The sequence below is a fragment of the Bacillus sp. A015 genome (genome assembly GCF_053851875.1).
In genome coordinates, this window is the sequence record NZ_JBSPZB010000004.1 from 23,144 (window position 1) to 41,307 (window position 18,164).

Annotated in this window: 24 protein-coding genes; 1 reads left to right on the plus strand and 23 read right to left on the minus strand. The window is 42.2% G+C overall.

The genetic code is table 11. The features are described from left to right. Positions 1-44: 44 nt before the first annotated feature. Genes ACSLGF_RS04590 through ACSLGF_RS04655 form a run of 14 tightly spaced genes read right to left on the minus strand, consistent with a single transcriptional unit; the run spans position 45 to position 11,905 of the window. Entirely contained in the window at positions 45-1,172 is a 1,128-nt protein-coding gene (locus ACSLGF_RS04590; protein WP_456002955.1) for a pyocin knob domain-containing protein, read from the minus strand. Positions 1,173-1,179: 7 nt separating this feature from the next. Then, positions 1,180-1,353, minus strand: a complete 174-nt coding sequence (locus ACSLGF_RS04595) for an XkdX family protein (protein WP_456002957.1) — start codon at positions 1,351-1,353, stop codon at positions 1,180-1,182. Then, positions 1,350-1,679: an XkdW family protein gene (locus tag ACSLGF_RS04600; protein ID WP_456002959.1), complete on the minus strand. Its 330-nt coding sequence runs from the start codon at positions 1,677-1,679 to the stop codon at positions 1,350-1,352. The genes ACSLGF_RS04595 and ACSLGF_RS04600 overlap by 4 nt, the downstream gene beginning before the upstream one ends. 10 nt (positions 1,680-1,689) lie before the next feature. Beyond that, positions 1,690-2,568, minus strand: coding sequence for a hypothetical protein (locus ACSLGF_RS04605; protein ID WP_456002961.1), 879 nt, complete (start codon positions 2,566-2,568; stop codon positions 1,690-1,692). Positions 2,569-2,582: 14 nt separating this feature from the next. Further along, positions 2,583-2,966, minus strand: a complete 384-nt coding sequence (locus ACSLGF_RS04610; RefSeq protein ID WP_336493481.1) for a phage tail-collar fiber domain-containing protein — start codon at positions 2,964-2,966, stop codon at positions 2,583-2,585. A gap of 11 nt (positions 2,967-2,977) precedes the next feature. Beyond that, on the minus strand, positions 2,978-3,901 hold the full coding sequence (locus ACSLGF_RS04615) for a YmfQ family protein (RefSeq protein WP_456002963.1): 924 nt from the start codon (positions 3,899-3,901) through the stop codon (positions 2,978-2,980). Then, positions 3,885-4,934, minus strand: coding sequence for a baseplate J/gp47 family protein (locus ACSLGF_RS04620; protein ID WP_456002965.1), 1,050 nt, complete (start codon positions 4,932-4,934; stop codon positions 3,885-3,887). Before ACSLGF_RS04620 ends, ACSLGF_RS04615 begins: the two co-directional genes overlap by 17 nt. Continuing rightward, positions 4,927-5,349 (minus strand): DUF2634 domain-containing protein, encoded by a 423-nt coding sequence (locus ACSLGF_RS04625; RefSeq protein ID WP_456002967.1) that lies wholly within the window; start codon positions 5,347-5,349, stop codon positions 4,927-4,929. The genes ACSLGF_RS04620 and ACSLGF_RS04625 overlap by 8 nt, the downstream gene beginning before the upstream one ends. A 14-nt stretch (positions 5,350-5,363) precedes the next feature. Beyond that, on the minus strand, positions 5,364-5,630 hold the full coding sequence (locus tag ACSLGF_RS04630; protein WP_456002969.1) for a DUF2577 family protein: 267 nt from the start codon (positions 5,628-5,630) through the stop codon (positions 5,364-5,366). Then, on the minus strand, positions 5,627-6,637 hold the full coding sequence (locus ACSLGF_RS04635) for an XkdQ/YqbQ family protein (RefSeq protein ID WP_456002971.1): 1,011 nt from the start codon (positions 6,635-6,637) through the stop codon (positions 5,627-5,629). The genes ACSLGF_RS04630 and ACSLGF_RS04635 overlap by 4 nt, the downstream gene beginning before the upstream one ends. Before the next feature lie 11 nt (positions 6,638-6,648). Continuing rightward, positions 6,649-7,317 carry a LysM peptidoglycan-binding domain-containing protein gene (locus ACSLGF_RS04640; protein WP_456002973.1) on the minus strand — a complete coding sequence of 223 codons (669 nt, stop codon included), beginning with the start codon at positions 7,315-7,317 and terminating at the stop codon, positions 6,649-6,651. After that, on the minus strand, positions 7,310-11,284 hold the full coding sequence (locus ACSLGF_RS04645; RefSeq protein ID WP_456003259.1) for a transglycosylase SLT domain-containing protein: 3,975 nt from the start codon (positions 11,282-11,284) through the stop codon (positions 7,310-7,312). The genes ACSLGF_RS04640 and ACSLGF_RS04645 overlap by 8 nt, the downstream gene beginning before the upstream one ends. A 1-nt stretch (position 11,285) precedes the next feature. After that, complete coding sequence (locus ACSLGF_RS04650) at positions 11,286-11,423, minus strand: hypothetical protein (protein ID WP_008344097.1); 138 nt, start codon at positions 11,421-11,423, stop codon at positions 11,286-11,288. A 41-nt stretch (positions 11,424-11,464) separates the two neighbouring features. Then, a complete protein-coding gene (locus tag ACSLGF_RS04655) occupies positions 11,465-11,905 on the minus strand; it encodes a phage tail assembly chaperone (RefSeq protein WP_099727150.1) in 441 nt (146 codons plus the stop codon). Between the two features lie 150 nt (positions 11,906-12,055). On the opposite strand from ACSLGF_RS04655, the gene ACSLGF_RS04660 reads away from it, so the two are divergent. Continuing rightward, positions 12,056-12,145, plus strand: coding sequence for a putative holin-like toxin (locus ACSLGF_RS04660; RefSeq protein ID WP_072368332.1), 90 nt, complete (start codon positions 12,056-12,058; stop codon positions 12,143-12,145). A 272-nt stretch (positions 12,146-12,417) separates the two neighbouring features. Here the strand turns inward: ACSLGF_RS04660 and ACSLGF_RS04665 are convergent, their stop codons facing one another. From ACSLGF_RS04665 to ACSLGF_RS04705, 9 genes are read right to left on the minus strand one after another with little or no spacing between them, the layout of a single operon-like run. Then, positions 12,418-12,861, minus strand: coding sequence for a phage tail tube protein (locus tag ACSLGF_RS04665; protein ID WP_034317337.1), 444 nt, complete (start codon positions 12,859-12,861; stop codon positions 12,418-12,420). 1 nt (position 12,862) lies between these two features. After that, entirely contained in the window at positions 12,863-14,209 is a 1,347-nt protein-coding gene (locus ACSLGF_RS04670; RefSeq protein WP_456002975.1) for a phage tail sheath family protein, read from the minus strand. A 3-nt stretch (positions 14,210-14,212) separates the two neighbouring features. After that, positions 14,213-14,425, minus strand: coding sequence for a hypothetical protein (locus ACSLGF_RS04675; RefSeq protein ID WP_456002977.1), 213 nt, complete (start codon positions 14,423-14,425; stop codon positions 14,213-14,215). Continuing rightward, positions 14,412-14,867, minus strand: coding sequence for a phage tail terminator family protein (locus ACSLGF_RS04680; RefSeq protein WP_456002979.1), 456 nt, complete (start codon positions 14,865-14,867; stop codon positions 14,412-14,414). Before ACSLGF_RS04680 ends, ACSLGF_RS04675 begins: the two co-directional genes overlap by 14 nt. A gap of 4 nt (positions 14,868-14,871) precedes the next feature. After that, positions 14,872-15,369, minus strand: coding sequence for an HK97 gp10 family phage protein (locus ACSLGF_RS04685; protein ID WP_456002981.1), 498 nt, complete (start codon positions 15,367-15,369; stop codon positions 14,872-14,874). Further along, the gene (locus ACSLGF_RS04690; protein ID WP_456002983.1) at positions 15,366-15,722 is read right to left on the minus strand and encodes a YqbH/XkdH family protein; all 357 of its coding nucleotides are present in this window, start codon (positions 15,720-15,722) and stop codon (positions 15,366-15,368) included. Before ACSLGF_RS04690 ends, ACSLGF_RS04685 begins: the two co-directional genes overlap by 4 nt. Next, on the minus strand, positions 15,719-16,102 hold the full coding sequence (gene yqbG / locus ACSLGF_RS04695) for a protein YqbG (RefSeq protein ID WP_034317322.1): 384 nt from the start codon (positions 16,100-16,102) through the stop codon (positions 15,719-15,721). Before yqbG ends, ACSLGF_RS04690 begins: the two co-directional genes overlap by 4 nt. Before the next feature lie 13 nt (positions 16,103-16,115). After that, positions 16,116-17,039, minus strand: coding sequence for a phage major capsid protein (locus tag ACSLGF_RS04700; protein ID WP_456002985.1), 924 nt, complete (start codon positions 17,037-17,039; stop codon positions 16,116-16,118). Between the two features lie 22 nt (positions 17,040-17,061). Continuing rightward, complete coding sequence (locus ACSLGF_RS04705) at positions 17,062-18,147, minus strand: XkdF-like putative serine protease domain-containing protein (RefSeq protein ID WP_456002987.1); 1,086 nt, start codon at positions 18,145-18,147, stop codon at positions 17,062-17,064. Positions 18,148-18,164 lie beyond the last annotated feature (17 nt).

An 18,164-nucleotide genomic window follows, 5' to 3' on the forward strand; every position in this document is an offset into this window, starting at 1 on the left:
TTTATCTCCATGTGATTCTCCTTTCACATTTCAGTTTTATTGAATTATCTTGTACTAAACTTAAAACCAAATGTAATAAACTCAGTCGGATTGACGTTATTTGAAGAAGATTGCACACATACATTTCCATCCTTATCTATTAATGTACGATGGAATTGAGGTACTCCTGGAGTCCCTATACTTGAAGCGACTCCTACAAAATGGATTGCCTGCTGCGGCCGATATTCTTCAGGCAAAATAAACACTGGGTTATTTCCTAAAATCCCCCCTTTTACAGCACCTACTATCTCAATTTCCCCTAAGAGATTCTTGCGATATTTTACTGGCAAATTAATAGGGTCATATTCCTTCCAATTGCTTTTAATCTCTTCAGGTGTTTCCCAAGTACCTTCTAATAGATCTGATAGCGTAATCTGCTTCTCCCAAGGAGTCCATGTTTCTGCATCCTGTTTACGAACTCTAAAGTACGTGTTTTTCCCATAAACAGATTCGTACGCTATTTGTATTAATGTATTGCCGTAACTCATGACCAGTAAAAAGACTAGATTAAAGGATGGTGGACCGTTTACTCCAGGATTATATATGAGATACATTCCTGTCTGAGTAAGGGTATTATAGTCTGTCTTACTAGCAAATCCATGATAAAAAGGCTTGCCATTATCTTGTGTGATTTTTACTAATTGACCGTTATCCCACCTGTTCCTATCACTTTCTGTAGGCAGCTTTGTCCATGTAATCGACGTATGTCCGGTATGATAATAAAAAAAGTAAGCATTACCCGATACATCAATTGCAAAGCCAGAGCCAATATTTTCTTGACCTACTGTCTGCAGCCCTCTGATTGAGACATTCGGTGAGGCAGGAGAATCCTCCACGCCAGCAGCTGCATAAAATGTACATGTTCCTTTATCTTTTATCGCATCAAATATTCTTCCGCCTGCTGACACATTGATGAGCTGTCTTCCACTATCTGCTGTGATCTTATAACTCTGGGAATCATTCCATTTCTTCTTTTCTGTTTCAGATGCGTGTACTCTCGCATCATTTGTATGTTTTAAGAGCTGCTCTAATAATCCAGTATCATTTTCAAGTAGTACTTTGACCATGTCATTGAACAAATCGGCATGCGCTTTATCATTCATCTCAAAAAGTTTTGGTTCTTTTATTTCCATTCAGTTTTCACTCCCTTGCTTTGATGCTTGGTTCAATCTCTTGTAGCTGCTCTAAAGTGAGCATCCTTTGCTCATATCCTTCATTTAGATCTTCCATTGAACAATCACCTAGTTCAACTGCTTGTTTGACCAATCCAGGTGGCACCCATTGAAAATATAATGCCATTACCCAATAATTCATGTTTCACTCTCTCCTTTAAATAAAAGGATCTCATTTTTTAGCGCCATTAGTTCGTTTGTTAGAAAATCACATTGGTGTTCAAGCTGTTTTCTCATCAGCTTTTCTTTGGCTAATTCTTGTGCTAGATAATCTAGTGGAAGGGGTAGTTGGTATCTTGGATTGATTTGAGATTCCTCCCACCATTGTTTCAATTCTTCTACCGTTGGCTTTGGCACATCTAGGTGCCACTCGTCTATATACGAACCATCTCCGTCATTTCTTAATTCAAAATCCTTTTGCGGGTCCGCATCGGGATATTTATACTTAATGGCTTCATATAAAATCATCAGAATCCTCCTACACTCTTGGGAAATTTCGGCCGCCTAATTCCATAATGTCGAAATAGTTGTACCAACCTGGATTATCAGATACATAGCGACTAACATCTCCGTCATATCCTATATATAAATAAATTTCTAAATAGTCACCTTTATTCGCCGGAACATTGGCAGCACCATATAGACCCACGCCTAAGCTCGATGTATCAGATGGGCTTGCGGGACTCTGTCGGTGATGCGCAATATTTTTATATCTTTTTCCATTCAAATAGATAGATAATTCAAAGTTACAGTATCTTCGAAAGCTATCAATATATACGCCTGCATTCACCAAGTACATCCCATTTTCTGGACAAATAAATCGATTATTCATAGTATCAAAATTGTTATGACTATCTTTTATTTTCCTATTAAAGAGGACTTTTTGGTTCTCCCCTTTGGTTAATAACTGCTTACCAGTTGTCCCAATATTGGTATGGAGAAAACCAGAGATTTTATGCCATTCTGTCCAGCCAGATCCGGTCCACCAATGCCTGCACCACGTACCTGTGCTATCAAAATAACTGCCTGCTTCGTTTCCAGTCCCATAGTAGTATTGAACAAATCGAAAGTTACTATATTTTTCATTTTTCACAAAGCCAAATCTCGTAGGATATCCCGTATCATTGGCTTGGCCAATATCCATAAACGTAATGCCTATTGGATATTCCTCGCCGCTGACTGATGCATCTTGAATGGCTTGATCTCCTGTTAACTTGAATAAGCTTTCATTTGTGATTCCTGCTATTTGTCTACTGAGTGCATTGTCATTCTCAACAAGTGTGTCGACCATACGATTAAACAAGTTGGCATGAGCTTTGTCAGAGGTTTCAAACGGTAAAGGTGTTTTGATGTCCACTTCTTTCCCCTCCATTAATAAATATCATCAATCTCAAAAACGAATTCGATGTCGCCGTCTTTTTGTTTGTCTGTCATGGTGCGGATGGCGGTGAATTTGCCGGCTTCGTCGACAAGTGCCAGTTCGTTGATGACTTCTCCTGCGAGTTCTCCTTCGGCGATTGTGCAGGTGTAGCGGATTTTTGCTGGTTCCATAAAGGTAAACGAATCAATGTTTTTTTGAACTAGTTCTTTTTTGAGTGTTTGTTCTGTACCGTCAAGAGAGATCGGTTTTCCATCCTTTGTTCCCCCATTTCCGAATGCCATTTTGACGACCTTTGTGAGTTTTGTTCCTTCTGCTCTTGCCTTTGCCATTTGTTGACGTGCGTACAGTGTTGTTACGGTTAATTGATCAGCCATTGTGATCCTCCTTATAGCTCTATTTTTTTAGAAGTTGCTGCTAGCATTTTTGATCCGTCAAGCGGAACGGATCCATCGAGAATCCAGTAATGATCCTTGATCAGTAAGCTGCCGCCCTGTTCATTTTGAACATGTACTGGCAGGCGGAACATCATCCTCTTTTTGGTGTGATGCGGAAGCTGGTTCTTTGCGTGCAAAGTCAGTGCTGCTGCTTGCTTCGTTTCATGCGCTGAACCAGTCATGACATAGTTCATGCGGTATGTTGTTTCCTTCTCTTGTTGAATCGGCATTCTCATCTTCAACGAATGTCGAAAACGAGTAGGAACATCCGTTGTGCCTCGTGTCCCGCTGAGGTAGAACGCTCCATTTAATACAAATTCACCATTGAGTAAAATCGGGATATGATCGAAAAAACCCACTCTGCTTCGCAATGTGAGCCTCTGGTGATGTTCATTTTTTTCATGAACATCGGTATGATGAATGGCGGTGAACGTATACGCCAAATGTGCTGGCTTTAACGTTTCGAGTATTTCGACAATATATCTTGTGTTTTGCAGGTCATCTAGGTTTACACGTAAGGCAAAATGATAGCGATTGGCTGTGAGACGGATGATCGCACTTGGATTTTTAAGAAATCGATTCACTGATTTCTCTAATGAAAGATACGTGATCGGCGGAATATTCGACATCATATTGAGTAAGCGTGCCCTTCGCAGTTCAATTGAATCATCTGATTCCCGCTGCACCTTGAGCATTCTTTCCCACCTATTCAATCCCCACGTCGCTGTTAAAGGAAAGAACTGATCCGTTAAGTCAAAAATGGATTCGTCCAATTGCTCAAACTCCGGCGCCTCTGTCTTTAGTAAATGATCCACTTCATAAATCTCTGTAAAATATGGCGGCAAGTAGCTTTTCATTTCATCCTGTTTGCTCAATAACCTTCACCTGCCTAAGACGCGGTATTTCAATGTCCTGTAATGCTAAGTTTTTCGACTCACCGTTCAGTAAGACGTTTGCATAATCTGACACACTTTCTGAATGGTACAGAATATCGTTTAATGCGGACATTCGAATGGTACTCTTTTCAAATGCGATTGATTTTAATAGCGCTTTGACCTTTTCTTCTATTTCTTTTTGTGCTCCTTCAAGGGTCCAGTCCATTTGAAGTTCGACTGCCACTTCTATGTCGATATCCAGCCACTTGGCGCTTTCAACAGTTGCTTTTGAGCCAATAGGCGCTTGCCCTTCTCCTTCTCCTGGCACTGGATCGATATACTCTTGTACCCTTTTGACAAGGAGATCTGATGCTACATCTAAATTGCCGTCTGTGATGACAATTTTGACCGTTCCTTCTCCATTCCAAAGCGGGAACACTTTCGCTCTGCCAACACCGGTCACTTCCTCGGCCCATTTTTTATAATGCGCTCTGTTGGCACTGACAGCCTCTCGCCTTGCGCGTATTAAGTATCGATCATATAAAGAAGCGTCATCTTCTTCCTCTTGCCCTGGTATCACCAGTTCTTTCATGATCATTGATTCAAGTCCTGGAATCGTATCAAGGGATAGCAGCGGCTGACCTGTTAATTGGCCATTTCCGGCTGTACCAGATGTCTCGCATTCCAGCGTGCCATCCTTCGAATATTGGAAATAAACGTCTTCAATAAAAAAACGTGAGCCAGCTGGGATGTTGATGTTCTCTGGCTGAATGGATGCTGACCAAACTGCTCTGGTGGCTGGCTTTCTTTCAATCCCTACTTCAGCAGCCCGTCGATCTAAAAATTCTCCCTGCGCTGTATCAGCAAAGACAAGCTCGAATACTTGATCAAGCCAAATATAGGACTGTGCCAGTTCAGCAGCAGCAGGTGCCAAGGCATTCCAAATCACGCTGTTTTCTCTTTTATCCACGTCATCTGGCAGTCTGTCCAGCATTCTTTCCATCAATGCTTCATACGTTTGTTCCTCAAACATCGCCCTCCATCACCTCCTCTATTTCTAATGTGCCCTCATCTGTGACGATGGCTAGTTTGACGTGAAACGAGTCATTTTGCTTCGTGACCTCTATCTCTTCAATATGATCAATCCGCTCGTCAACGATCAGTGATTCTTCTAGCAATCTTGGAATCTCCATTTCTTTGTATTCATCCGTGGCTTCTGTATCTGTCAAAAGCTCCTGAATTTCAGTGCCAATGTCATGGCTGTAGATAGGATGTGCATAACGCTCTGTCCGCAATGTCATGTAAATGAATTGCCGGATCGCCTCTATGCCTGAAATGGTTTCGTTTGTCAGCCTGCCATGTTCAAAATCTATGCGATACGTCGTTGAGGTTTCCACCTCTTCGTCTTCTTCTGTTTCCTCGATTTCTTCCTCTGGTGAAAGTGCCACGTCCATCACCTCCCTTACAATTTGTCGATGATGTAGAAGGACTGTCCCCCTGCCATTGTGAGCACCATAATACTGTCTCCCGTTTTAAGTTCATCATCCTCGCCCTTATTTAAGCGCTTCGGCCAAATCAGTAATTCTTCTGGAATGATCAGCTTATGATTTTCATTTAATCGGATATGAAGTGGTGAAACCGCCTTGACTTCTCCAATGACAAGATCAATGGGAGAGGCAGCGTCTACTGCATTAACTGCTAATCGTTTAATCGCTTCACTTAATCTCACGCTTGATCCCCCTTTGGCATGGAATTTTTCTCAACAACATCAATGGTCATGGTGTGTTTCACTCCATTGAATTCATGCTTGTCTTGATCGATCCAGTAGGTTTTTTTTACGTTGATTTCAGGGATTTTCAAATAGATTGGGAGACCGCTTTGCAGTTCGGGAATTCCTAGCGCTTGTATGCTTTTCACTTCTTGTTTAACGCCTTTCTTCTCTGATAACCGTACTTTGGCTCTTTTTTGAAGCTGCGGCTGGTTGATTTGACCTGTTACCGTCTCAACATGCTGTAAAATGCCGTATTTACTCTGACCTGCTTTATCCTGTTCGACCACCACAATCTCGGATTTACTGCCTTTTTTCTTATTCTTCCCCTGTTCATCTACAGACGTGCGCATCTTTACGCGTGTTGCTGTCTCTTCAATGGAGGTGCTGTACTGATAACCGATGAGATTGACGCCTGATTCAATGACCCATACGTCCTCTGGATCGGGCCAAGCTCTCAGCCCCATCTTGCCTTTAGCAGAATAAATTTGATAGTTTCTGCCGGTTTGCCGCTTCGTTTCTTTCAATGCTTTCAGAATGATGTCATACAAGCTCGTGTCATTTTTAAAGACCAGTGATTTCATGACATGTCCTGTATTTGCGATGGAGGTCATTGGAATTTGAAAGTCAGTTCCAATCCGTCTCAAGATTTGATCTGCTCTTTGATTCGAAAAAACATATACATCTTGGTTTTTCACTAAATATTGGAGCATATCGTATGCGGTAAAGGTCAGCTTGCCTTCAACAGGTGTCCGGGAAAACACAATGCCTCTGAACAGCTCTTTTCCTTTCCATTTAAAAAGAACCGTGTCCCCTTCTGAGACACGGTAATATGTTTGACTGCCTTGCTTTGTGATAATATTTGCCTGAATAGAGCGAGGGGCTTGATACCTTTGCCCCTGAAGTGTCACACTCTCTGTGACAAGCTCATACATGGTGCCGCTTCTGATGGCAAAAAGCTCAATCAATGTCAGCCCCCCTATTGTGGTATTTTCAATTTTTGTCCAGGAAAAATCCAATGTCCCGGCTGTTTAAGATTGCGTTTACTTCGTTTAATCATCGCTGCTTTATTCGCATTCCAAATACGCCGCCATTTTGTACTGTCGCCATAAAACCGGCCTGAAATGGCCCACAAGGTATCGCCTTTTTTGACGGTATACAATTTTGGTGGTGATTTTGAGGGTCTTTTCTTTTTGGTTTGTTTCGCTTTTTTCTTTCGTTTGATTTTCCTAGGCGAAGCGGTTTTGTATTCCTTTAACTGAATCGTAAACTCACGATCACCAATATCATATGACCCCTCCTTGTGGGTGAAGCTTTCAATGCTGCACGTCATATTGATTTTTGTCCCTGTAACAATCAATCGCACGGACTTTTTCGAACGCATCATTCGTTCAATTTTCGCTATCGCATTCTCTGGTGATGGAATGCTTTTATATTCAGCAATCGGCGAATATTTCTTAGGAAATAATGATGTGAATGATACTTGTTTAGCTGCTGGTACATCAATAAAGGTCAGTTCTCCAAAAGAGGCGACCTTCACTGTTTCATTTTGTACATGATTTGTGATTTCGAGTTCGGATGGAAGGACAGGGAATCGCAACTTATCCTTTCCTTGGGAAATCCACAATTGATACACTGACTTACCCATCGATCACGACTCCCTTCGTTCCTGTATGAAGCTCTACTTCCAGTTCGTCTACGAGCATTTGTCTAATTTTTTCGACAAGCGATTGTTGGTCTTGTCCATTATGGAAATGCTGATCTCCATTGAATTGAATCGTGATTTGTTTAGTACCTGACGATGTTGTATTGCCAGCTGACTGAGCTGAGGTCACTTGCTGCATCTGTGATTCTGGTAAAGGAGCAGATGCATTTGATGGATCATATACTTGCATCCCAAGCGCCTTGGCTGCCTGCGTCAATAAATATCTCCCGCGAATGCCTCTTTCTTCTGGAATAATCCATTCGCGTTTGTTCCCTTCACCGACTCTAGCTACCTGCTCCTTCGTAATCAGACCGCCATTTGCGTAGCCTTTATAAGGACCGCCTCTTCTCATACTCCGTAATCCCGGCGTATTGAAGACTGTTCCATATCTGCCCTTAATGTAGTTAATGGCTGCTACGGCATTATGAATTGGGTTCCAAATATCATTCATGCCTTTGCCTTTATTGGAGTTAAATGTCGGGTCAATGGTCTGCATTAATCCTTTTGACGGCGTTCCTCTCTTGGCGTTAGAATCCCATAGGTTGATCGCTTTCGGGTTTCCACGTGACTCGTTCTGCGCAATGGTCATCAAACCAGGTAGCCAGCTCATCGATGTACCGGTTGCCGTTAAAGCAGCCATGAGCCATTGCTGAACACTGAGACCTGAAGCACCCATACCGCTGAAGGCCCCGATTAATGAACCAGCCTGATTTTCAGCGAACTTTTTCACATCAATTGAATCAAGACCTTTGACTACACCAATCGATGCAAATTTCCCAAGACTCATCATGACACGTGAAGGGGAATGAATGTCTAATTCTTCTCTAAACGCCTGCTCTACTTTCTTCGCCATTTCTTTGGCAGCTTGCGTGACTTCACTTGCTTTCGAACGCATGCCGCTGTTGAAGGCATCGATCATTCCTGAACCCCAGCCTGGCGATTCTTGTTTGGCTTGCAGGAATGGTTGTTTGACGTGTTGATCTACGTATTGGCTCGTGCCAATTGATGTGGCATTTTGACCTGTTGCAAAACCAGTAACAGTTCCAGAACCCCATGTTGGTGAGACTGTCATCACTTGCTGGTAGGGTGCTTTTACATGATTTTTCAAAAAGCTATCTGTTCCTGTTGGTGTCATCTGCTGACCATTCGCAAAAGCAGAAACCGTTTGCTCACCATACTTTCCTGAGTCTGATGTCAATTGACCAAATGGCTGTTGAATATTTTTTTGCTTCCATTGATCAAGCGAAATCACCTTTTGATTTAATCCTTGTTCAAAATCATGATTAAATTGCTCACCTATGCTGGCAGCTTGAATGTTTCCATTCATTGAGACCGAGCCGCCAATTGAACCGACAGAAGCATTTGGAGCTGCTGGAGCTGGAGAGCTCGAAACTGGACTTGCTGCTCCGCTGCTACTTGGCACAACAGACATTCCAAGGTGAGAAGCCGCCTGTGCAAGCAGCATCTTCCCGCGTCCTCTGTTATTTTGAGTTGGAATGACAAATTCGTTACCGGCTTCTCCGACCCATGATAAGGTTGGCTGGGTGATATAGCCGCCTGTGGCATTATTATCAGGTTTTTTCTTCCCAACAATCCAATTTATTACTACATCTACAATACCGCCTGCTTTGTCAAAAATCTTTTTAACCCAACCAAACGCTGCAGAAAACCCATCACTTATGGCTTCTGCTACTTTTCCAATCGGCTTCTGAATATTGTCCTCAAACCATTTGGATAATCCATCCCATATATCTGTCACCACTTTATACGCTTCTTCAAACTTTTTCCCAATGCTATCTTTAATGGTTCCAACGGTGTCTACAAGCGGGTTCCACACATTATCCATAAACCAAGACGATACAGCTCCAAAGATCGATTGTATCGTTTTCCATGCATTTGATAACGCTGTCCAAATCCCTGTAGCGACTGTAACGACTGCGCTGCTTAATGGCGTCCAAACGTTTTCAATAAACCAGCCCGCAACTGCACTGAATGTTTCTTGAATCCATGTCCATGCATTGACTAGACTTGACCAAATGGTGGTTGCTACTGTGACGACTGCGCTGCTTAATGGTGTCCAGACGTTTTCGATAAACCAGCCTGCGACTGCACTGAATGTTTCTTGAATCCATGTCCATGCATTGACTAGACTTGACCAAATGGTGGTTGCTACTGTGACGACTGCGCTGCTTAATGGCGTCCAAACATTTTCTGTGAACCAATCGGCAACTGTTGACCAAATTTCAACAATTTGATTTTTAATTTCAATGGCCTTTTGACCAACTTTCTCAAAGCCGCCTCCATCAAACCATTTTCCAATCGTTTCACCGATAGATTCGCCACCCATACTTCCAAGAATACCGCCTATTAAGCCACCGGCCGCTGTTCCTACTACCGGAACAACGCTCCCGATAGCTGCACCTGTCGCGGCACCTGCCATTCCCCCGGCGATACCTCCTCCTGTCGCACCTACTTTTTCACCAGCATTCTCTTTGTTCATACCGATTAAATTTGTGGTACTTAGTAAATTACCGAGAATTGGTACTCTCTTTAATAATTTCCCACTCCCTCGACCGATATTTTTCACCGCATCTCCTAATCCACTTAACCCCTTGCTACCTTTCACCAAACCAGTAAGTCCCCCAACTGAAGCTGCGATACCTGCGCCTTTCTTCAGTCCACTAGGGATTTTCCCAAATAACTTACCTGCGTTTGTCTTCAATTTCCCTAATCTATTTGGAGGTTTTCTATTTCTTTCAGCTCTTGTTGTACCAGTTGGATTTGTTGGCTGTCTTTGCGAACGACCATTTCTATTTTTAGTTCTAGTAGATCCTCTCCTGCTTAATCCTCTAGCACAACAAGGGCAACAACTATTACGAAACAAACCTTTTCCACCCCGTGGCTGCGGCTTCGTTTTAGGGGCTGGATTTGTTGGTGTTGGTGTTGATGTTGGTGTTGGCGCTACAGGGGTACTGTTATTTTCACTTGCTTGGTTATTTGTACCGAAGAGGCGATCTAATCCACTACTCACCAATTGATCTAGCTTTTCTTCAAAATTAATTTTAATCTTCTCACGAATTCGTCCGATCACTTCTTGTTTGTACTCATCCATTTTCGTTTCGATCCAAGGAAGTGCCTTATTGTCCCAAAAGTTTCTTGGACTCAATTTTTCCTTCAATTTATCTGAAACGTCACCTGCATACTTTTCGATTTCCTTTATCGCCTTGTTTCCCAAATTCCCCAACCAGCTTTGTTTGTTTTCATTCGTTTTCGTAGCGGCTGTTGCATTAGGTCCCTTTTTTATTTTCTTTTCTTTTACAACCGAGTCTGTCTGATCTCGTTTTTTCAACTTACTCTTTGCATTATCTTGAACAGACACTCTGATCTCATGTTTAGACATCGTCAAGCTTTTTAGTGTCTTTTTGATTCGTTGAATCGCAGCGGTGGCTTGATCAACCGTGTTTAATCTCATATAGTATGTTCTGTTCATGAGCTGAAGGATTGATTTTTTGATCGATGATATTTTTCCTGACAATTGATCGTTTAGTTTAAATGTCATCAGAAGTGGACTTGTTCCTGCTTTTTTCAAGCGATCCATGCTAGACTTAATGAAATCTAGTCCCTTTGCTTGAATGGATATGACAAGATGATTTGGTATGTTGTTCAATTGATTTGTGAATGATTTTAAATCACGATAGATTCCTTGATCTAGACTTATCGATAATACTGAAAATTTACGCATCGATACATTGAAGTTTCTTAACTTCTTTTCATCCATTTCCAGGCTTATTTTGATCGGTTTTCTAAAGGGCTTGAGCCGCTGTTCAAACGTTTGAAACCGTTTCTGAATGCGTAAAAGCTTCTTCGACACTTTGTCTTCTAATTCAAATCGTGCAGTAAGTTTCGCCAGTTTATTTCCCTCCTTTCTTTGCTTCTTTTTCTAGCATGTCGAGTTTGTAGCTGATGAGTCCGAATAGGAACGCTTTGAATTGCCTTGGTGCTTCGTATAAATCAAGGAGTTCAGATGGGGAGTAGTGAAGCTCGTGCATGGCGTAATATAAAAACACCGCTTCTTTATCCCCATCTTTTATTAGTTTTTTGCTGCTTCTTCTAAATCTTCAATCTCGTCTTCAAATCCGTTGATTTCGATGGCTTTGTTTAACCAGTTCGCATATTCCCCGCCGACAGACAGTACACGTTTTGCTACTTCAACTGGGTCTTGCGTGCTGTAGGCTTCTCTTAATTCCTTTGAGCGGAAATCTGGATAAATGGTGGATTCAATGGCAATACGTGCATAGAAGCGCTGGCTGTCTAAATCTTTCACGCGTCCTCTGCCTTTGACATTTTTGAACGTTGTGTTTTCTTTTTCTAATTCATCAATACGTTCAGTTGTAATTGCTTTGAAGACAAAAGGAATGACATTCCCTTTTTTATCAACAAAACGCTTAGAAATCAGCACTTTGACTTCTTCCGCTTCTACTGTTTGTCCTGGCATAAAAAATGAAAGATCAAATGTTTGTTTTTCGCTCATGTTTAAAAACTCCCTTTGTTATATTTTTTGAATACAAAAAAGCACATCCATTTTTGAATGTGCTTTCCAATCTTTTCATGTATAATATAAATCGTACAATTGAACGGCTTGCTCAAGGGTGTCTGGCTCATCCCCGATTGGAAGGGGGTGATGCTCATGTCAACATTTCAAGCGCTTATGTTAATGCTTGCATTCGGGTCATTTATCATTGCCCTGTTGACGTATATAGACAAAAAATAGACTCCCCCTTGAGCTTTGGTAGGTAAAAGGGAAAGTCTATCCTGAAAATCCTATTCGATTAGTCAGCCCCTTGATGGGCGAAATTGTACATTGCCGGGATGTTAGCGCATCCTGGCTTCTTTTTATTCTATGCAAATGACTTTGCTTATAACCATACTCTTCTGTTTATTGGATATAATATACATACAATTTCGTTCTCTTTGAATTATAGCATACCCGTGACTAAATGAAAAATAACATATTTTTTAGTCATTCTTAATGCTTTTTCTTAATTAGAAAGAGTTCTTCAGCTTCTCAGGCAGATCAAAGTCCTCGAATGTGAAAGGAACTTCTTCTTCAAGTGCCTCTGAATCTACATCCAGTCCAGCAATTTTAGCTGAATCAAAGTTGACATCAAATAATGTCACACGCTCTGTGCCTCGGCCAGATGACTTATCTTCAAGCACAGCTTGAAGAGTGAAATAAGGATCTTCCCCTTTTTTCACATAGTTGAGCATTAATTGCACGAAACGTGATGTGACTTTATAGAACGTCGCAGTTCCTGTTCCGTTTGCACCGGTTGTTTTATGACCAGTCATTCGGCGGCCCATGACATTGACTTCTGATTTGTTTTTCTCCACATTTGCTTCGAAGGTTTTGATAAATGCAAGCTCCTCACCTTCTAAGAAAAGACGACCTTCTTTACCTGAAATAGTATTTTGCGCTTTAAAAGCCATCTTACTTCACCTCCACATTGAAATAGAATTTTTCTGCTGCATCTACTGGTTGAACCGCTAAATCGATGATAAATCCATCACGATCTTCATTGAGATCAATCACGATATCTGTTTCTGAGTTAAAGCCTGTAATGCCGCTGCCATCTTGAAGCTGTGTGAGATACTGCGTAATGAGTGTTTTCACAAGCTGCACACCATCATCTGATGCTGGAATGTCATTGCCATTGGCTTTACGTAATTTAATCAAATTTTTCAATTCGAACGTTAAATCATTGTTGATCGCATCAAGCACACGAATGATTTTGTTTTTCGCCATTTGCTGGTTCTTTTCAGCCGTGAAGCTTGTTAAGGAGTTAATATCTTTTTCAACGCTCACAGTACGGTCCCGCGCATCAAAGGTGAAAAGAAACTCCCCTTGTGATAATCGGTATTCTACTTGGTCATTATCAAGGCGTTCTAATGTATCTACTGCTCCTTCGTATTCAACAAAGGTAAGTGACTGATTGAAGTTCGCTCCTGCACTTGCACCTGCGACCCATGCTGTTGTTTGAGCAGGCGTCAGTTCTGTTCCGTCTTCTAGAACAACGCCGCTTGTGACATTGATGATCCCCTCTTGGTCAGCTGCATAATTGGCGACAACCCCTTGCACCTTACGTCCTTGCTTATCACGTAAACGCTCGATAAATGAGGCAAAGGTTGCTTTTAATTGCTCGCTATTATCGACCGGAAGAGCAATGACATCAAAGTATTCTGTTTCGGCTGCTTCTAGGAAAGCTGTGTAATCTGCGACACTTGCCACACCATTTTTCCCGCCGCTTAGTGCCACACCAGCTGTGATAACCGCTTCACCTTCACCAGAAAATTGAACATATTTGTTTTTCACAAGATCTTTGACATCAGTAACAACCTGCTTATCGACAATATCTGTTCCAAGATAGGTGATAACGTCGCGCTTTGTGCTATCAAGTACATTTTCTGCGACTTGTACTGTGATCTCATTTCCTTTTAGGCCGCCATAATTTGCTGTAACCACAAAATTTTCAGCGATTTCGGCTTTGGCTGGCTCCCCTTCATTTAAGCGGTAAAGCAAGACTGTTTGTGCTTTTTTCTTTGCTTCACGGAAAAGAAGGAGTGACTTATCATCAATGTTGAGTCCGACCTTTTTATTTAAGTCTTCCATATTGGAAATGGAAATAAAGGTTTTTGGTTCTCCCCAGCTCATCACAAGAGGAAGTGCCACCGTACCTCGATCGCCTAAAGTAATTCGCTGCTCTGCTGTTGTTTTAAAATTAAAGTAAATGCCAGGACGCTTTTTCTCTGTCCCTGGTGTAAAAGTGCCTCCGTTCATCCTTTAAACCTCCTTGGACAAAAAAGCATCAATGTGCTTCTTTGCTTCTGTTTTTGTAATTGGTTGATGTTTGATATAAAAAAGAGCACCTTCAAGGATTTCTGGTTTTACCCCAAAAAGATCCTTACTGTGCTCTTTTAAGGCTTCAAATGAAAAGCCAAATTCTTTTTCTTTGCCAGCTGTTTGATCGAGCTGTGCTTTTTTAGTCTTGCTCACGTTTGATCACCCCATCTGAAAAATTGATATTTTCAAGGCTTGGCTGTTTGTCTCGGTTGTACCAATAGCTGCTATCCCACGTCAGGACAATCGCTGCTACGCCTTGATCTATGATTCTTGTTTCCACTCTTTTTATGCGGACATAATCATCAAGCACCTCTCCATCTTCACTCATCATCTGAATGATTTGACGATCAGCAAGCAATGCATCGACGACTGTTTCTGCCGCAGCATGCGCTTTTTCTGTATCGATATGAAACACTTTCACTTGCAGCGAATAAGATTTCATAAAGGTAGATACCGTATCTGGACCGCTGATGACTGTCACTGGCGGCACATAAACAGACGGAACTTGAAAGCGCTCTGGCAGAAGACGATCATACATTGTTACAGGAAATTTTGTGTAAATAAAATGCATGATTGCCCCGACTTCTTGATTCATTCAATCACCTCCCAAAATGTCGATCGATCCAGCTTTGAAGCTTCCGATCTAGCGAATGTTCAAACATTTGCTCATAGAGCATGACAGCATGGTCCCAGTAGCCATTTCCATTCATCCATTGAGATGCAAGTATCATTCCTGTACTTGCATTCGGATCATATTCAAAGCGGCTGCCAGCCCACCTGCCAGGCACCCATCTTCGCTCTCCATTTGAAGAAGTGGCATGTCCGTCATTGACATATGAGGCATAATCAAGCTGCGTCCCCACTTCAAGCGTGAGACCGCCTCGTGAGATGAGGAAATGATTCTCCTTGTCACCTTGTCTAAAGGAGCTTAGAAGCCGGCCTGTATCGACAGCATTCTCCTTGATTAATTCATCCTGAATGATGTCTAAAAGCTGTAAGCCCATCTCCTGCAACCATTCTTGATATTCTGCCTTTAAGCCGCCATCACATGCCGTCTGCAGCTGTGAAAGCAGCCGGTCTAGTCCATCAATTTTCATAGATGTTCCTTCCTGACTGCCATCACTTCAATGTGATGATTTTTCACTATTTTGGGCTGCTGTAATTTGAGTGAAACCCCGTTCCATACTATTTTGTCATGCAAGCGAATATCACTTGCTAAAGGAAAATGGACAAGATAGGACTGATAAATCACTGTATTCGGTTCTTCCTGCACGAGTGACTGACTTTTTTCTATGACATAGCAAGAGAGATTTCTCAAGCTTGGAACATCAGGATAAGTGAGTGTTATTTGCAAATCCCCAGCTGGAATCCCAAATTTCCCGCGGGCAGCCTCCTCGTATTCAAGGTGAAAAAGATCACAGCGATCCGTTAATAAAGATTGATAACTCATAATGATCTCACCTTTAATTTGGCACTTCCGCCAGTGAGCGATGGTTCAATGTAATCGACAAGCAGGGCATACACATGAGGTCTGCCTTTGACTTGATCAGCTGCCTTCGCATATGAATAATCGCCCATTTTTTCTGACGTAAAGCCTTTCACCATAGATTCGTCATCATTCAGCATGGCAAAATATTGGGCCATTTTTAATAATGCGATTCTTGCTTTTTCAGGGAGGGGCTGATATTTTTCACTTGTGAAATCGTGACCTACGATCTGAAATACTGCAGCTTCTGCTTCGATAATATCTGCTGTCAGTCTCTCTACAGATCGATTTTTCACACGATCAAATACAGAATAGGCTTGTACTTCCTCAGCAGAAATGATCATGGTCTGCCGTCACCTACTCTTTCACTTTCATCACTTTTGCTACAGCATCCTCTTCCTCAAATTTGCTGTCTAGCTTCGCTGTCAGGACGATAATAAACTTACGGCTGCGAATATCTTTTTCTACTTCAATACGAATATTGCGAGAAAAACCTACGATAATGTTTTTAGGGTGTGTCAGTAAAATATCTGATACGTCTGTTCCTGCTTCGTCATATGGCTGCATATTGGCAAGGCCTTTGACCGGGACACCAAATGCAGAGGAAAGTCCGCCTTGAATTGCCGCATCTCCTAAGCCAGTCTGACGGTTTGCTACTTGATCCTTCCACTCGACCTCTAAACTTGGAGATGTGTAGAAACGGAAATCCTGAGGAACACGTAAATATTTTGATGGCATCGCTTTATAGGCTTGTTTGAACATTTGTCGGCTAATTTCTGCTCCATTTGCATCTACAATATGAGATACTGCTTGTTTTCTTACGCCATCCATTTGAGCTAAAAACGGATCTGATGATGTTGTATCACCATTGACGATCAGCTCTTCAATATCTACCGCCGCTCGTTCCGCCAGCATTTGCATAATGGTCTGCTGAATCCCGTCTTTTTCAATATTGTTTTCAATGCTGTCGTAGGTCATGTGAATCTCTGCAATGACCTCTTTCGCATTTAGCTGGACAGTGCTTGTCGCTGGGACAACACGGTCTTTTGCATCAAGCGCTTTTCCTTCTTCTGCTGGGCGCAAAATACGCTGGCCGAAGCCGATTTTTTCGATTTTTTGTGAATCACTTTCCATCGGAATGATGCGTGCATCATTTAAAACGGTTGGTGTGTTTTGCATCATTCTAATGAATGTGTTGGATTGGGTTGCGTTCATGAGACCGCCGGTTTTTAAGCTGGCAAGTGTCATTTCAGCCTTGCGAATCAACTCTTGATTTCTCACACTGTTTCCTCCTTATTTAGGCTTATAGTAAGCCATCCCATATGGGCTTTGTCCTGTCGTTTTGTGTATCGTGGATTGTTTGTTTTGAAATGCCCCGCGCTTTTTCAAGCATGTGAATCCGCTCTGAAATAGGCAAAAGCTGCTGCTGAAGCACTTGGTAAATGGCTGCTTTTTCTCTGCTGGCTGATTTCTCTAATGAAGAGAGCTGATGGCGAATCGGCGCAACCACTTGCTCCAGCACCTTTTGGACTGGTTCTTCTTCTTGACCTGTCTCTGGTTTTTCCGCTTGCTGCAAGACGTTTTCGATTGCCATTTTTGCTTTTTCCAGCTCGCGCACCTGATCCGCCGTCAATCCGGCATCTTGCTTTTGAACGGATGCTGGCCTTTCGCCAATCGTTTGAAGCACATCATCTGTCTTCAAAACATCCTGCACCATTGGTATCAATTGTTCAAGCGCAGCTCTTACGCTAGATTCATCACCATCACTCGACTGTAAGGTTTCCAGCAGATGGTCTAAAACGCTCCAAAATTGTTGTGACATGTTTGCACCTTCCTCTTTCAAAAAGAAATTTTTCAGCAAAGAAAAAAGCCCTCTCTCATTCGTGCCTTGAGATAGGAGCTGATCTTGTTCTTCTATTGCCACGATGTCCGCCGTCCCAGCCATTGAGTAGCCTGTAATGTGGCCCTGCTGAATTTGATCCCAAATATCTTGTGAAGCCTTTGTCACAAGCACCCAAGATCCTTTTTGAATCAATTCCCCGCCTACTTCAAAATCCGCCGGGGCAATGTATGATTCAACGACTTCGCCAACACCATCTTGAAAATCATGCTGTTTGTCAATGTGACGGGCATCCTTCATAAAACCGTGTGCCGCTCTTTCAATTTCCTTGGCTGACATAAAGTCTTGGTGTGCATCTGGAGTATTCGGTTCATACACGACACCATACACGAGGCGATGAGCATCTTCTGCCTTTGTGAGGACACTGATCTCCTTATGAAAGTCAGGATGCCTCTTCTTTGCTTTCATTAAAAAGAATTTCTTTTGGTTTGCTGCCCTGTCCACGTAGGAAACATGTGTGATTTTTGCGTTTTTTAATTCTCTTGGCATATGTTCACCCCCTTTCA